Source organism: Nocardiopsis dassonvillei subsp. dassonvillei DSM 43111 (genome assembly GCF_000092985.1).
GTDB classification, from domain to species: Bacteria; Actinomycetota; Actinomycetes; order Streptosporangiales; family Streptosporangiaceae; genus Nocardiopsis; species Nocardiopsis dassonvillei.
Genome location: NC_014210.1, coordinates 2,994,474 through 3,011,269, shown reverse-complemented (window position 1 = coordinate 3,011,269; position 16,796 = coordinate 2,994,474). Strand labels below are relative to the sequence as shown.

Below are 16,796 nucleotides of genomic sequence, written 5' to 3'. Positions count from 1 at the left end.
TCCTGGTTCTGGGGGCGGGGGCCCGCGTCGCCCAGCCAGAGCCCGTGCGCCCCCGACGGCAGGACGAGGCGGACGACCGCGGCCGCCCCGTCGCCCGGTCCGGTCGGCCGCGGGTTGAGCGCGACCGCGGTGTACCCCCGGGTGGTCTGCTCGGTCCCGGTCAGCGCGGAGGGGTCGCGCGGGTCGAATCCGCGCAACTGCTCCCGCGCCGCCGCGTGGCCCAGGTACCAGGTGCTCTCGACCGCCTCGGGCAGCGGACGGCGGACGGCGTCCTCATAGGAGGCCAGCATGTCCAGCAGCCTCTCGGGCGAGGGGTAGACGCCCCCGTTCGCGCGGGCCAGGACCCCGGCGGCCCCGGCCGTGTTGTACAGCCCGCCGAGCCTGCGTGCCGCCTCCTGGGGGCCGTGCCTGAGGATGTCGGTGATGAACCGCGCCCGCGCCGGGTTGCGCCCCTGCTCCACGGGCAGGAGCTGGAGCAGCCGGTCGGGGGAGGGCCAGGTGAGGCCGTTCGCCTCGTACAGCTCCCACCCGAGGTTCCGCTGCCGGTCCGCCGGGGTGGAGGCCGGGGTGACACGGCTCGCCGCGCGCAGGGAGTCCAGCAGTTCCCGGGCGCCGTCCGGGTCCGTTCGGGTGAGGTCGAACCCGCCCGCGAGCGCGCTGAGGGCGCGGGCGAGGTCGTGCCGCGCCCGGGGGAGCGCGTTGACGGCGTACGGGTTGTGCGCCGGGTCGTGGAGGCGGTGACCGTACCAGTGGGCCTCCTCCGGGTTCCAGAACCTGCGGACGCCGTCCTCGCCCGTGCTCCCCTCCGAGAAGAGGTCGGGCACCGCCCTCGGCAGGACGACCACGGTCGCGGTGAGCACTGTCTGCGGGCCGCCGGATTCGGGGTCGATCCCGTCCTGGACGCCGGTGATGCGGTACGTGGTGCCGCGGCCGAGGGTGAGCTCCATCTGCTCCGGGTCGTGGCTGCGCGTACCGATCCAGAGGCCGCGGCTCCCCTGGGGCACGTCCAGGCGCAGCAGGAAGGGGAATCCGCCCGAGTCCGTCTTGAACGGGGAGTCGCCCAGGGTGGTGGACATGTAGCCGGGTTCGGTGTGGACGGTGCCCACCAGCAGTCGGGGGTCCGCGCCCCCGGTCGTGCGCAGGAGGTGGTCGATCGACTGCATGCCGCGGGACACGGCCATGCCCTCGGGCAGCGGGCGGTCCACCGCGCCGTCCAGGAGGCGGAACAGCCGCCGGGTCGCGGCGGCGTCGGGGTAGACGCCTCCGTTGAGCCGGGCGATGACCCCCGCGTAACCGGCGTTGTGGAACCAGTGGTCGAGTTCGGCACGGGGGTCGGGGGCGTCGAGGATGTATCGGATGAGCCCCCGGGTCCGCGGGGGCAGCGGCCGCGGGGAGGCCGCGATCTGGCGCAGCCGTTCCACGGACGGCCAGGCCAGTCCGTTGGCCTCGTACAGGTCCCAGCCGTGGGCCGTCTGCGCCGTGTCGGGGTCGGCGGCCTCGGCCCGGGACTGGGAGCGCCACTCCATCAGCTGCCGCGCGACGGTCTGGGGCAGGAAGGGCCGGATGCGGGCGACACGGGTGATCCAGGCCGACCTGGTGTAGACGTCGACCATCCCTTGCTGGTCGGGGGTGAGGGTGTCGAAGGCGTGGGGGTTGTTCGCCGGGTCCTGGAGCCACCGGTCCTGCCCGTCGACCTCCCCGGGCGAGTCGAAGCGGCGGATGCCGTCCTCGTCGAGGGTGCCCCTGCCGTCGGTGTCCGCGTCCGAGGCGTCCGAATCCGTGTCCGAGGTGTCCGATTCCGTGCCGTCGCCGGTGTCGTCGCCTCCGTGGCCCGCGTCGTCGTGGACGGCGGCGGGCTCCGCCGGGGGTGCGGCCACCGGTCGCGGTTCCGCGGGCAGGGCCACGGCGGTGATCTCCACGATCCCGTCCGACTCCGTGACGCCGGTGACGCGGTAGCCGGTGCCGCGGGTGAGGAGGAGCGTGTACGGGTCGGAGGCGTCCGCCCGGTCGCCGATCCACAGGCCGCGCCCGCCCTCGGGCACGGTCAGGCGGACCAGGGCCGCGGTGTCGTCTACGGTGGCCGGTGAGCGGTCCAGCGAGGTGCGCAGGTACCCCGCCTCCCGCTGCTCGGTGCCGACCAGCGAGGAGGGGTCGCCCTCGACGTATCCGACGAGTCCGTGGAGGCCTTCGTCCCCGCTCAGCGCGAAGGTCACCTCCACGGGGCCGGGAAGCGGGCGGTCGGTCGCGGCGTCCAGGATGCGCAGGGTGTCCAGGACCTCGTCGGCCGTCGGGTAGGCGCCGCCGGCGGCCTTGGCCAGGGCTCCGGCGTCGTCCGCGTTGTCGTACCAGTGGCGCAGCCGTCGGCCGGGGTCGGGCGCCCTGAAGATGTCGTTGACGAGCCGGTCGAAGGTGCGGGTGGACCCGCCGTCGGAGTGGATCTCCCGGATCTCGGTGAGCGTCGGCCACCGGTTCCCGTTCTTCTCGTAGAGCGGCCAGCCGTTGAGGTCGTCACCGCTCGCGTTGTCGCCCGCGTCGTACGTCAGGTCCTCCAGCCTGTTCTGGACGGAGTCGGTGTCCAGTGAGGGGATCCATGTGAGGGACGACAGCCAGCCGCTTGCCGCCTGCGCGACGACGGCCTCGCGCTGCTCCCGGGGCAGCGCGTCGAAGGTGTGCGGGTTGGTGCCCGGATCGTCGAGCTCCGCGGCGCGGGCGGCCGGGTCCTCCAGCCCCAGGAGGTCGGCCATCCGGTCCTCGCGCTCGCGCGTCCAGCCGGGTTCGGGGAGGCGTCCGCCCTCCTCGGCCGGGTCCTCGTCGGCCGTCTCCATCAGGAACACGGTGGTCTCGTCGCCCGTGTTCGGCTCGGGCGCGGACCGGGTCGGGACCGGCCGCGGGGACGGCGCGGTCCCGGGGTCGGAGGACTCCTCACCGGTCACCGGTCCGCTCCGGCCGGGCGGGGTCTGCGTGTTCAGGGCGCTGTGGAACGTGTCCAGGAGCGAGTCCGCCGGGGCGCTGGGGGGTGTGCCGGTCGCGGGCCCGGGCGCCTCCGACCGGGCTGACTCCGTGTCGTCGGTGCCGGTCAGCCCCAGCCCGTGGGCCAGGGAGTCGAGGTCGGCGCCGCTCGTTCCGGCGCCCTCCCCGTCGGGGTCCCGCACCTCTCCGGCGATGTCGGTCACGGCGAAGGCGAAGGGGTTGTTGGAGCCGAACGGGCTGGAGAACCCCGGCATGTTCATGCGCATGTCCAGCCTCGCGCGCGCGACGGAGCCCGGAGGGGTCAGCTCGGCGATGGACCGGGCCCGGTCCAGGGCGGCCGCCCGCGCGGCGGCGTCGCCGCGGGAGGAGGCCGCGTCGCCGAGCGCGATACCGACGGCGATGTTCGCGGCCACGTTGACGGTACGGGTCAGGCTCTCGTGCCGGTCGGCCGCGTCCTGGGCGGCCGTGATCGCGTCGCGGCGATGGGTGTCCGCCCTCTGGGCGGCGGCGCGGGCCTCCCCGACCCGGGCCCCGTCCCCGGCGGTGCGGGTGGCGGTGTCGGCGGCCTCGTAGGCGATGTGGGCGGCGCGTTCGGCGTCCTGGCGGGCGGTGTCGGCCTCCCCGGCCCGGGTCAGGGCCGTGTCGCGCTCGCGTGCGGCGTCGGTGATCCGGTCCGGGTTCTCGGGGTCCACCTCGGACGGTTCGGGGATCGCGTCGCGGGCCGCGGCCGCGTCGGCGCCAGCGCGCGCGGCCACGCTCTGCGCGGCGGCGGCCAGGTCCGCGGCCATAGCGACCGCGGCGGTGACGGCTTCTGGGGCGGTGTCGGCGATCTCCCCGGCCCGGTCCGCCAGGTGCTCGGCCGCCTCTCGCAGCCCTTCGAGGCGGTCGATCGTCGCGGTCCGGTCTGGGCCGTCGGCATCCCGGAGAGTGGAGGCCAGGTCAGCGGTGAGGCGTTGCGCCTCCTGGTGTATCCCGGTCAGGGTCGCTGCCGTGTCATTCACGTTCAGGGTCTGGTCGATGCGCTCCAGTGCCTGGCCCGTCCAGGTCGGGGCCGTGATGGTGGGCCCGTCCTCGTGCGCGGGGGGCAGGATCTGGGCGTGGAAGAGGTAGCCGCGTCCCCAGGGTTCGACCGCGGTGATTTGGTAGCGGGTCCCCCAGGCGAGGATCACCTCGCGTTCGCGGGGGTGTTGGCTGCGGTCGCCGACCCACAGCCCGTGGGAGCCGTGCGGCACGGTCAGCCGCATCAGGTTGATGGAGGAGCCGCCCGCTGCGGACGGAACGGTACCGAGGGACGCCGAGAAATACCCCGCACTCACGTGCGTGGTCCCCGCGAGGCTGTAGGGATCGGTGTTGCCCTCGCCCAGCAGGTGCTGGTACTCGTACGTCCCGCGCACGGCTTCGAAGCCCTCGGGGAAGGGGTGGCCGGTGGCGCGGTCCAGGTGCCGGAACAGATCCAGGACTTCCGGGGCGTCGGGGAAGTGCGCCGGTTCCCCGCCCAGGGCGAGGGATTCGGCGATTTCGCCCGCGCGTCCCGGAGTGTACGCGGAGGTTCTCCAGCGCCGCCTCCGGATACCGGTTGTCGAGGACGCCCCGCTCGATCCGCTGCTGCTCGGGGCTCAGCCCGCCCCGCTGCGCGGCTTCTCGTAGTTGCGTGAGGTCGGGCCAGCGGCCGCCGCCGATCTCGTAGACCTGCCATCCGGGGTGGGGTCGGCTCTGGTCGCGGATCCGGTCCAGTTCGGCCTGCACCGTCGCCTCGTTCAACGGGTGCAGCCGCGCGAAGTCGTTCAGCCAGGCGGACCAGGTGTAGGCGGAGACCGCGTCCTGGGTCGCGGTGGGGAGGGCGTCGAAGGTGTTGGGGTTGTAGGCGGGGTCGTGCAGGAGGTCGCCGTAGCGGTCGGTTTCGGCCCCGGTCGGTAGCCGGCGGATCGTCCCGGACCCGGACGCGGCGGGATCGTCGGTGTCCGTCAGCCCCAGTCCGCGGGCAAGGGAGTCGAGGTCGGCGCCGCTCATCCCGGTGCCGTCCCCGTCCGGATCCCGCACCTCTCCGGCGATGTCGGTCATGGCGAAGACGGTCGTGCGGGAGGTGGTCCCCGGGTGCGGCGGCCCGGCCGCGGGGGCCGGGGTGCGCGAGTCCGGTTCCGTCGTCGTGCCGCTCGGGTCGGGCGCGGCCGGAGCCTCCCGGGGCGTGAGGCCGAACACCGGGCGGAGCTGCTCCTCCAGCGGCGCGCTGGGTGTGGAACGGGGGGCCGCCGGCGGCGGGGCGTCGGGCGGGGTGATATCGGCGAGGTGGGCGGCGGTGGCGTTGGTCGCGGTGGTCCAGGCAGTCACGGCGTCGTTGTAGGCGCCCAGGGCTGTCCGGTAGGCGGTGGTCTGGGTTCCGTAGGCGGTGCGGGCGTCGTCGAGGGCCGCGCGGTTCGCGGGTGTGGGGTCGGCGGCGTGGGCCTTGTACGCGTCGAGGTAGGCCTTGACCAGTGCGGGGAGTTTGGCGCGCTGCTCGGTGTAGGCGGCCTCGGCGTCGGCCATGGCCTTGGCGGCGTCGTACTCGGCGGTGATGGGCGCTTCGGCGGCGTCTGCCTGTTCGGAGGTGAGGACGCCCAGGGCTACGGCGTCGCTCCGGGAGATCCAGGCGCTGGTCCTGTTGGTGTGGTGGGAGGTGAACTGCCGGGGGACGGTGCCACCGAAGAACGCCTTCTCCTCGGTTCGGGCGCCGGTGGTCCAGGTGGTGTCGAACTCCACCAGGTAGGCGGTGCCGAGCCGCTGGCGCTCCATGTCGGAGGGCTCTCCGCTGGCCAGGCCGTCGCCCGTGGGCGAGTCACCGGTGATGGTGCGCGCCGTGGCCTCCCCGGAGCCGGTGAGGTAGGCGTTGCGGTCGTTGTCGTCGGGGTCCACGGTGTGGTGGCCGGTGGGCCGGAAGGCCGTGGTGGCGGTGGTTCCGCCGCCCTGGGAGCGGCTGTGGGAGACGCTCCGCCCTTCGGCCTCCTTGTGGACGAGCCTGGCGTCGGGGCGCGCGGTGACGATACGGGCGCCGGTGAAGTCGGGGGTGGCGGCGACACGCCACTGGGTGCGCCCGATCCGCAGGATGTCGGTACCGGAGGGGCGGCCGAGGTTGTGCGAGAGGAGGCCCTTGAGGGCCACGGGGTTGAGGGAGTTGTCGATGGGGGTGTAGCGGGGGTCGAGTTCGAGGCGGTCGGCGATGTGGCGGCGGGCGTCGTCGGTGGCGCGGGCGTGGTGGGCGCGGAGCTGGTCGAGCTGCTCGGCGGTCGGGTCGCCTCCGAAGTCGGGGGCGGCCGGGGGCTCCCAGCCGAGCGACGCGGCGACGGTCCGCAGCGCGGTGTCGCGCAGGTCGGGTCCGTGGACGGCGGTGGGCATGATGACGGCGTCGCGCAGTGCGTCCGGAGGCGGGGCGAGCTCCCCGGTGGCGGTGGTGAGGGCGCCCGCGAGGGTGTCGCCCGCGCGGGGGGTGGCGGTGGGAGGCGCGGGCACCGTGTCCAGCGGTGCGGCGGGCGCCGCGGGCGGGGTGAAGTCCAGCGACGAACCCAGGTGGAAGGTGCGTATCCGTCCTCCGTCCACCGTCGCCGTCTCCACGACCGGCGACTTGTACTCCAGGTACGGCGCCCTCTCCCCCCGCCTGACCCCCGCGGTGGGCACGAGCCCGTCGCCGTCGACCTCGATGGTCAGGGTCAGGGACGCGTCCTCCGTCATCTTCACGTAGGGGCCGGAGGACTCCATCACGATGGTGTGGGTGGTCTCCGCGGACGAGGACAACCCCTCGGACGCGTTCCGGGTTCCACCGGCCCCAGCGGCGGGCGAGACGAAGAGGAGGCTGCTGTCCGGCGGCCGGTCGCTGCCGCCGTTCGTGCCGCTGGGCTGCCAGGGGACGAAGTCCAGGCCCGTGGTGTGCGAGGCCTGCCGGGAGTCCTCGTGCGAGTGCTCGGCCTGCCAGGAGTGGGCCTCGACGGTGGCGGCGGCCGAGGTGACGTAGTCCACCCGGGGGTTGGTCCTGTCCAACTTCACCAGGACCCGCGCGGGCTTGGAGAAGTGGGCGTTGCGGTCCGTCGACACCACGTTGACGGGAACGGGCGGGAGCGCGTCCGTCGCGGTCCCCAGCTGCTCGGAGAGGGTCACGAGCAGGCGCTCCTTGCCCCCGCGGCTGAGGGTGAGCCCGTGGGCGCGAAGCCTCGTCTCCAGCGCGTCCACGGCGCGGGCCGGGTCGACGGGGAGGGCCTGCCTGCCCGCGCTGTCGAATCCGGCGCGGACGCGGGCGTGGGGCGGTGGTGCGGGGTTGGCCTGGGTCGAGGGTTCGGGCGCGCCGTCGTCCCCGTGGGTCACGGCGTCGGTGATGACGCCGGCCTGTTCGGCGTCGCGGGCGGTGATGTAGCCCGAGACGAGGTCGTCGACCCGGGCCCTCCACCCGGCGTACCTGTGGGTCCACCAGTTGGGGAGGTTGAGGCCGCGGTGCTTCTTGAACTCCCACGCCTGCGCGATCGCGCCCGCGGCGGTGAAGGCGTAGACGGCCGCCGCCTTGGGCAGCAGGAGGAGCCCCGAGGCGGAGGAGACCCCGGAGTCCGTCGTCTCGCCGCGGCGGAGGAAGCTCCTGATGTGGGAGGGACCGGCCATGGGGATGATGCCGTCGGCGGTGGACCGGTCGGCGCCGGATTCGGCCCCGCCCTCCTCGATGGAGTTGGTGGTCCCACCGGCGAAGCCCGTGAAGCGGGCGAAGAAGCCGCTGATCCTGGTGACGGCGGCGGACGCCGTCGACGACGTCTCGGCCTGGACGGTGACCTGTGCCTTGGTCAGCCTCAGGTCGGTGATCTCGCCGACCGTGACCTTGGTGACCCCGGTGGCCCGCATGTCGTTGGGGGACAGCCAGGTGCCCCGCATCTCGATCCGCCTGCGGCGGCCCGACTCCGCGAAGGAGGCGGGATCGGAGGCCACCGCGGTGGGGGACACGAGGTTGGCGAGGAGGGCCGATCCGCCGACGCCGTCCAGGAAGGAGGAGAGCTTCATCCGCCCCCCGTCCGACCAGAACCGGCGCGGACGGGAGAACACGTCGAGGGTGCGGCGCAGGAGGTTGCGGCCCGGTCCCGTGTCGCCCGCCTCCCGGAGCAGGGGGTTGACGTGCTCGATGATCGCGCCGTGGTCCAGCAGGACACGCGTGTTGTCGGTCGGCGGGTCGGCGGGGGCCTCCCCCTCCGCCCCGGAGGTCCGGGCGGTCCCCTCGGACGGCGCGGCCCCGTCCTCGGCGCCCGGGGCGTCCTCCCCGGGGGAGTCGCGGCGCCCCGGACGGGGGTCGAGCATCTCCCGGGCCTCTTCGGGGGTCAGTTCCGACCGCTCCCGGTCGGCCTGCCCCGGTTCCGGCCGCGCGGAGACCAGGTTGTCGCCGACGGTGGTGGGCGTGACCACGGAGTAGGCGGCCTTGATGGGCCTGTCCAGCAGGTCCGTCCCCCGGCTGGTGCCGCGGGCCTGCTCATCGGCGTCGTGGTCGTGCAGGCGGGCGCTGAGCACCACCTCGCCGCTCCACCGGTCCGAGCCCTCGGGGAAGAACAGGCGGGCGTCGGACTTGTGCTCCAGGCCGTACGCCGCGTCGAAGTGGTCGACCCGGTTCCAGCCCATCGAGGCCATGAACCCGCCGAGCAGCCGGGCGAACCCGCGGGCGTCGCCCTCGGCCGAGCGCACCATGCCCGAACCCGCGGAGACGGCGAGGGTGAACGCGCTCCCGGTCGCGGACTCGGTGGAGGCCGAGGCGGTGCCGCGCACCCGAAGGCCCGTCTCGGCGGTGCTCTTCCCGTCGTGGGACAGCCGGCCGAACTCCGCGTGCAGCCGGACGGTGACCGTGTTCGGGCGGAGGAACTCCTTCAGCCTCGCCATCAGGGTCGGGTCCACCGTCGCCGACTCCCGGAGCCGGACGGGCAGGCCCTCCCCGGGGCGGGCGAGCCTTTCGAGGCCGTCCTTGCCCAGGGTGCTCTGGAGGGTGTCGCGCACCAGCATCGTGTTCTTGTAGGCGGTGTCGTAGGAGCGGCGGAACCCCCAGCGCTCACGGAACGAACGCTCGAAGTAGGAGGCCTCCTCCCGTCCGGGCCTGCGGGCGTAGGTGTTCCGGTCGCGGGCCAGTTCGGGGATGACCAGGCCAGGGTGCTCGCGTGCGATCCCGGCCAGCACGTCGTCCAGGTACCGGTCCAGGACGCCGCGCCGGTCGTCCGACGTGACCGGCGGTGCCGATGCCCCGGAGGTGTCCGGGGCCCCGGTCCCCCGGGAGCCGTCGGAGTCCCCGTCGCTCCCGTCGCCGGGGGCGGGAGAGCTCCACTCCAGGCCGAGGAAGTGGGACCCCCGGAAGTGGACGGGGTTTTCGGTGTCCAGGTGCGGGAAGGGCGGGCGCCGCTCGCCCTCGCCCCCGCTGTCGGCGGGCCCCTCGCCCCGTGCCGCCCGGTCCAGCCGGCCCGCGGTCTCGCCGGGGAGCAGCTCCACACCGGTGACGGTGAAGTGGTGGGGCGCCGCCTCGCCCTGGACGTGGACGAACAGGTCGTGGGAAGCCTCGTAGGCGGCGAACCTCTCCGTGGAGGAGACGTAGCGGCTGAGGGACCGGTGCTCGCCCGAGCCGGAGGCGTTGTGGCTCTCGGAGTGCAGCGACTGCCACCAGGTGGCCTCCACATGGGGGGCGTTGACACGCAGGGTTCCTCCGGAGGGGAGCTCGGCCACCAGGCCGAAACCGGTCCCCCCCGTCAGGGTGAAGCTCGTGTTGCGGCTCTGGGTGAGGCTGGTGCCGTCCTTGACGCTCTCCTTGAAGGTCGCGTCGTCGATCAGCGGGCTGTGGTCCTTGATCCGGTAGTCGCGCGGCCTCGCGGAGAACTCCATCATCACCTCGCCCAGGCGGGGTGGGAGGCGCTCACGGTGACCGGACCCCGGTCCAGGTGGGGGAGGTACTCCTGGAAGGAGTCGTTGTCGAGGACGTGTCGAATCTCGTGCTGCCACCGCGCGATGTCCTGGCCGGTGCCCGGCCCGGTGAGGTCCTTCATCCACTGGACCGCGGTGTTCTCGCTGGTCGCCTCCCTGTTCAGCCGGTAGGCGTCGGAAACCAGGTAGTCGGCGACCCAGGAGCCCAGGTCGGTGTGCGCCGGGCCCCTCCCGTCCGGGGCGTTCGGCGTGACGCTGTGGACGGCGATGGGCAGACCGCCCGTCGGGCCGAGGTTGCGGGGCCGGCGGCCGGGGCCGTCCCCCTCCCCGGCGCCCGGGGCGAGGTCGATGCGCCCCGGCATCCCGTCGGGCCGCCCCTGGACCTCGCCGGCCAGGGTGAACACCATGCCGTCACGGATCACCGAGGAGCCGACGGGGAGGTCCACGGCGGGCGCAGGGGCCTCACCGGTGTCCCTCCCGCTGGTTCCGCCCGCGGCGGGCGCCGTCCCGTCCCCTTCCGGCCGCGCGGTCACCTCGGCCCACACTCGCAGGTCGTTGGCGTAGAACTCGGGCTTGGCGAAGGTCGTGTACTCGATCTTGGAGGCGGCGGTGGTCGTCCCGCCGTGGGACGCCGCGCGCTGCCCGCGGGAGAAGCTGCCGCCGGCCGTCACCCACGGTCCCGCCGCGGACCCGGTGACGTCGCCGAGCAGCAGCGGGCTTCCCGTGAAACGCGCCGCGAGGATACGGCGCGGGTCGTAGGACGATGAGCCCCCGGTGGTGGCGGAGCGGCTGCGCTCCTCCTCCCGGGACTCCAGGGGCGCTCCCGACTTCCGGTGCTCGACGTCCAGGTGCCGGTACCCGGCGGGGTCCTCGGACGCCAGCGAGACCCGGACGGTCCAGGACCTGGGGACGGCGCCGTCCGCCCCGGGATCGGTGACGGTGATCTCCCGGCCCCCGGGCGCGAAGAAGGCGGACATGCCGTGTTCGTGCGCCACCCGGTTCAGGGCCGCGTCCACCAGCCGGGGGAGATCGGGCGGCGGGTCGGCGATCCGCTGTCCGACGATGCCCGCGACCGCTTGGTGGACCGCCCTGGTGAACAGGCGGTCGGGGCCGCTCAGCCGCGAGGTGACGAGGTAGTCCAGGTCGTACCGGGCGTCCGTCTTCTCGCGCAGGCGGGACGCCGACGGCAGGTCCGAGGGGAGCAGCGCCTCGGCGCGTTCGGCCGAGAGCACGGTGTCCTGCGCGTGGCGCCGGGCGTTGGCGAGGTCCTGCGCGGTGCGTCCGAGCAGGTCGCGGGCGCCCCCCACCAGTGCGTCCGTCCGCCGCAGGTCCGCCTCGACCCGCGTGGCCGCCGGATGGGCGCTGTCCGGGGCTGAACGCAGCGCGGCGGACGCCCGGCCCAGGGAGTCCAGGGCGGCGGCGGTGCCGGCGACGCGCGCGGACCCCGCGGAGGCCTCCGCGTCGGTACGCGCCCGCAGCGCGGAGTCCGCGGCCTCCCGCGCCTCACCGACGGCATCGGTGAGGCGCCGGACCGCGTCCCGGGACTCCTGCGGACGGCGGGGGCTCGCGGTGTCGGCCAGGACCGCGGTCCGGACGGCGTCCTCCGCCCGCGCGAGCCGGTTCCGCGCGATCCCGGACCGCCGGTAGGCGTCGTCGGCCGCCATCCGGGTACCGGCGGAGTCGGACGCCGCGCGGTGCGCGGCCGCGGTGAGGGCTTCCACGGCCGCGGTGGTGGAGTCGTGGCGTGCGGTGGCGGCCTCCTCCACGCGCGCCCGCGCCTCGGCCCGCTGCCGGTCCGCCCGGTCGCGACCGGACCGGACGGCCGCCTCGTCGCCCGTGACGGTGCGGTGGGCGTCCGTGCCGGGGGCGGCCGCCCGGGCGATCCGCTCCGCCAGCGCGACCGACGCGGCGGTCCGACCGGCGAACCCCTCGGCCTGGTCCGCGGCCAACCGCACCGATCCGGCCCCGTTGGCGGCGGTGTCCCGTTCCCGCACGGCCTGTTCCGCCGCGGTGACGGCGGCCGCGGTGTCGTCCGCGTCGGTCGCGTCCCGCGCCGCCCGCGCGGCCCGGTCCGCGGCCTCGCGCGTGACGCGCAGGGCGTTGGCGGCTCCGGTGGTTGCGCGCTCGGTCGCGGCCGCGGTCCGCTCGGCTTCCCCGGCGACGCGGCTGGAGACGGCCGTCAGGGCGCCGTCCGCGGTCGCGGCGGCGTCGCGGAACGCGGCGTCGGCGTCCCGCGCGTGGCGCTGCGCCCCCTCCCGCAGCCGCACCGTCTCCTCGTGGCGGGCGCGGACGGCGGCCTCGGCGTCGGCGGCGGCGCGGTGGGCGTCCGTGTCCGGAGCCGTCTCCCGGACCGCCTGCTCGGCACGGTCGAGGGCGGCGGACGTCGCGCGGGCGGCCTCGGCGGCCAGGCGCGCCGCGTCCCGCGCCGCTCCGGCCGCGCGGGCGGTCTCCTCGCGCGCCCGGGCGGCCTGTTCGGCGGCGGTCACGGCGTCCGCGGTCCCGGTGGCGGCGTCGGCCGCCGTCCGGGCCGCCGCGGACACCCGGTCCGCGGCCCCGCGCGCCAGGCCCAGGGCGTTCTCCGCCGTCTCGCGGGCCCGCTGCGCCACGGTTTCGGCCTCGGAGGGGGAGAGCGGGGCCGGCGGGGTCTCGGTGTCCGCGTCCGTCGCGCGCGGTCCGGGGTCCCCGGTCCGGTCCGGCGTCGACGATTCCCCGGACCGTCCCTGCGGGGCCGGTGCGTCTCCGTCGCCGTCCACCAGCGCCGTGTTCACGGTCGTCACCGGGGCCGGTGCGCCGTAGGGGGAGGGGCCCCGGTCCGCGGGGTCCTGCATCGCGTAGCGGACGTAGTCCGTCGTGAGCCGCCCGCCGGGCAGCCAGAGCCGGGCGCGGACCGGGTCGTGGCGGTCCCGGAGGTGGCGGCCGATACCGCGGGCCAGGACCTCGGCGTCCCGGACGCGTCCGGGAGGGATGGACCCGCCGCTCAGCGGGACGCGCCTGTCGGAGGGGTCGGAGAGGACGTACACCAGTGCCTGCGCGAGCGTGCGCGCCTCGCGGATGGAGCGGTTCTCCGGGGCCGGACCGTCGACCGGTCGCAGTGATCTCCAGAACTCGGCGCCCAGCGCCCGCGCCCGGGGGACGTCGTTGTCCGCGAGGGCCCGGGTGAGTTCGGGCAGGCGGTCCAGGACCGACGCGGCGCGGGCGTCGGCCCTCGGGTCGATCCCGGAGACGGCGGGGTCGGTGCGCGTCTTCGCGGGGGTGTCGGAGCCGCTGTCCGCCGCGCGCTCGGGTCCGGGAGCGGGCGGTGCCGCAGGCGCGTCCGCGTCCGCGCTCCGCGTGGGGGCCGGCGTGCCCTCGGCCGTGTCGGACGTCGTGGCCTCGGCGGCGCGCGCGGCGTCCCCAGAGCCCGCTACCGGCGCCCCGCTGTTCCGCGTCGCGCTCGCCCAAGGAGCGGAGGGCAGGGTGTCGCGGACGTACTGCGTGGTCAGGCTGCCGCCCGGGAGCCAGAGCCGTGCACGCGCCGGGTCGTGGCGGTCCCGGAGGTTGCGTTCGACGCCCCCCAGGAGTGTGGCGGCGTCCTCGGCCTTGTCCGCAGGGAAGGCGTCCGGGGCGGCGGGAACCCGCGGGTTCGCCGGGTCGGACAGGGTGAAGACCAGCCCGAGCGCCAGGGTGCGGGCCCTGCGCACGGAGGGGTTCTGCGGGGAGCCGTCGTCGGGCCGCGGGGCGAGCAGGTTCTGGATGTCCGCGCCCACCGCCCGCGCCCGCGCGACGTCCCCGTCATCCAGGTGCCGTCGGGCCTGCGCGACCAGGTCCGCGGCGCGATCGGCTCGTGCGTCCGCGGGGTCGGCGGCGGGTGCCGACTCGCCGCTGTCCGTCTCCGGGGGCGCGCTCCCGGGCGAGTCCTCCTCGGACGGTGTGGGACCGGTGCCGGAGCGGGCCGGAGGAGCACCGTCGCCGCCCTGGTCGCGGACGGTGTCACGTCCGGTTCCGGACCCTCCGGTCGCATCGGCGTCCCCGGTGCTCCGGATGGCGTCGTGGCGGTCCGCGGAGGGGACGGCCGCACCGGGCGGGGGTGTCTGCGGGTCGGTGCGCACGGTCTCCGGGACCGGTCCGTCCGAGAGGGCGGGAGCGCTGGGAACGCGCCCCGCCGGACCGCTCTCGGTCACGGGGAAGGCCAGGAGGCCGGACCCGGGAGCCGCGTCCGGGATGCCGGGAACGCCCTCCGGAGCCTTCGCGTCCTTCACGGCCGGGTGCGAGGCGGCGGCCTCGACGGGCGGCGCGTCCTCGGCGTCCGACCACGCGGTGTCCAGACTCGACGTTTCGGAGGCGGCGTCGTCGAACAGCGACGACGCGTCGGAGTCCGTGTCGCCGAGGGAGGAGTTGTCGTCGGCTTCGCCCGGGGTGTCCGGGACGCCGTCGACGGGGTTCAGCGAGGCGTCGAACGAGTACGGGGACGCGCTCCCGGAGGGGGCGGCCGTCGGCGGGGCCGCGATCTCCCGGATGTCGGCCGGGTCGGGGGACTCCGCGGTGACGGGGGAGGGGGAGTCGTTCCGCTCGGGACCGGCCTCTCCGGCGGGGGCCGGTTCCGGATCGGACCGCGTCGTCTCCTGTGCTCCCGGGCGGGACGGCTGGCCCGCCTCGCCGGACGGGCGGCCCGGGGGAGCCGTACCCTGCGGCGGCGCGGCGCGGTCGGCGCCGACCGGGGGCGTCACGGCGGCCGGGGCCGGTGGGGGGACCTCGGTTCCCTCCTCGTGCGGGGGCGCCGGGGTCCGGTCCCGGGAAGCCCCGGCTCCCGTGGCGTCATAATCACCGGTGAGCGGACCGGGGGTGTCTCCTCGACGGTAGGCGTCGGTGTGGTCCGCCCCGTCCGGGTCGTGGTTCCGCGCAGCCCGGGCGGCCGGAGTCTCCGGCGTCCCGGTGACCCGCTCGGAGGGGTTCCCGGGCCCGTGCGCGTCCGCGCCGTCGGCCCCGTCCGGGCCGTGGTCCTGCTGCCTCCGGGCCGCAGGGGCGCCCTGGTCTCCGGCGGCCGGGGAGCCGCCGGTGCGGTGCGCGTCCGTGCCGCTCGCCGGGGCTTCGTCCCCGCCGTCGTGCGTTCCGTCTCCGTCACCCCGTACCGGGGCGGGCTCATCGACGCCGACGGGCGGTACGACGGTGGTGTCGGGGGCGTCGGGACCGTCGGCGGACGTGGGCCTCCCACCGCCGTCTCCGGCGGCGGGCCACACCGTGGGAGCCGCGCCCCGTACCGGGTCCCCCTCGGCCCGGTCGGGCCGCTCCGGCTCCGGGGGCGGGGGGAGGTCGGGCGGAAGGAGGGTGCCGCCGGGGCCGCTGAGCGCGTCGATGCCCGCCAGCGCCGAGTCGGTGGTCAGCTGGTGGGCCGTGTTCATGGTCGCGCCGGACGTGGCGGACCAGGGGGTGACGACGAACCCCTGGCCGCTGGCGAGACTGCCCAGGCCCTCGCTGAGGAAGCCCTCCGCGGCCCCGGTCCCCGCGCCCAGTCCCAGGCCCCGCACGTAGGGCAGGAAGCCCTGCGCGCTCTGGTGCAGTGTTCCGGCGAGGTTCTGCGGGACGTCGGACAGGTGCTCGCGCAGGGGCGGGGGCAACCGGTCGCCGATCGTCCGGGAGAGCCGGGAGCCCAGGTCCGGGTCGCCCCACGAGCGGATCAGGGTGTCGGCGTAGTCGTCGCCCAGCCGTCGCGCCTGGTCGGCGCCCATGCGTTCGGCGAAGGAACGCTGGAACACGTCCGCCACCTCCGCGCGGAACGCGTTCTGTTCGACCGCGTTGTCCCAGGAGCGCGCCCCGGTGGGGGAGTTGGGGTGGAACGGGACCAGCATCTCGTCCCGGTGGCGGGTGAAGAGGTCGGCGAGGTCGTCGTTGAGCGTGCTCGGCGGGGGTACGGGGTCCGGCACGCCGTTTTTGACCTGCGGCGGGGGCACGGGGTCCGGCACGCCGTTTTTGACCTGTGGCGGGGGCACGGGGTCCGGCAGACCGCGCAGGTCGTCCATGCTGCGACTGAAGGCGTTCGCGAAACCGCTGCTGACGAACGCTCCGACACCCCCGGAGATGCCGGCGGAGACGAGCCCCTCGATCACGGCCCCCACGTGCGCGTCGTGCGCCAAGCGCTTGTCGAACCCGTCCCGGTCGCCGTTGGCGATCTGGACGCGCTGGATCAGCGCGCCGAAGCTCGCGAAGACCTGGCTGACGACCTGGTGACTCGGAACGGTGACGAGGAACCAGGCGATGAGACGCCGGATGGCCAGGCTCCGGATCGCCTTGAAGACCGGGATCCACTTCAGGGAGGCGCCGAAGGTGAACTTGGCCGTCGCGATGGCCCAGGTGATCTCGGCGATGAGCTGGGCCACCTGGACCCAGACCATCGCCACCATGTAGTCGACGTTCGCCGCCGCCTTGCGCAGCTCGGTCGAGAGCATGCGGCTCGTGCTCGCCGCGTTGCCGATGTAGTCCCTGTCGCCGCTGGTGAAGGCGGCCAGGGAGCGGTTGTAGTAGTCGGAGGCCGCTCCGCCGAAGTGCCTCCGGACGTTGGTGCGCGTCGTGTCCATGACGTCGGAGAGCTCGTGCAGTTGCTTGTCGAGGAGGTCGTAGACCTCCGAAGCGGCGCGCATGGCCGGTGCGCTGGCCCGGGGAAGGTCGATGCCCAGCACCACTTTGACGAAATCGTGTGCTGAGTCACCCATTTTCTGGGGGTCGAACAGCATTCCCGACCCCTTTCCCCACCACGCGCATCTGAAGCGAGGGTAAAGGTAACATCATCGCGCGCAGGAGTGGAACCCGCCCCTCTGGTTTCGAGGTGTTCCGCGGGTGCGGACGCGGGATTTTGTTGCGTCCGTGTTTCCGGGCTTTTCCGATCGGGTGCCGAATGCGGAGGGGGATGACCCCTATGTATAGTCACGACTCCGCGGGTTGCATTCACCTCACCCGGTGCG

The 16,796-nt window shown here is 75.1% G+C and carries 2 protein-coding genes; both read right to left on the bottom strand.

From position 1 onward, the window contains the following. Nucleotides 1–3,963 precede the first annotated feature (3,963 nt). Nucleotides 3,964–9,825, bottom strand: coding sequence for a hypothetical protein (locus tag NDAS_RS29300; RefSeq protein WP_244275530.1), 5,862 nt, complete (start codon nucleotides 9,823–9,825; stop codon nucleotides 3,964–3,966). Continuing rightward, the gene (locus NDAS_RS12485) at nucleotides 9,825–16,547 is read right to left on the bottom strand and encodes a hypothetical protein (protein WP_148265109.1); all 6,723 of its coding nucleotides are present in this window, start codon (nucleotides 16,545–16,547) and stop codon (nucleotides 9,825–9,827) included. The genes NDAS_RS29300 and NDAS_RS12485 overlap by 1 nt, the downstream gene beginning before the upstream one ends. Nucleotides 16,548–16,796: the final 249 nt, after the last annotated feature.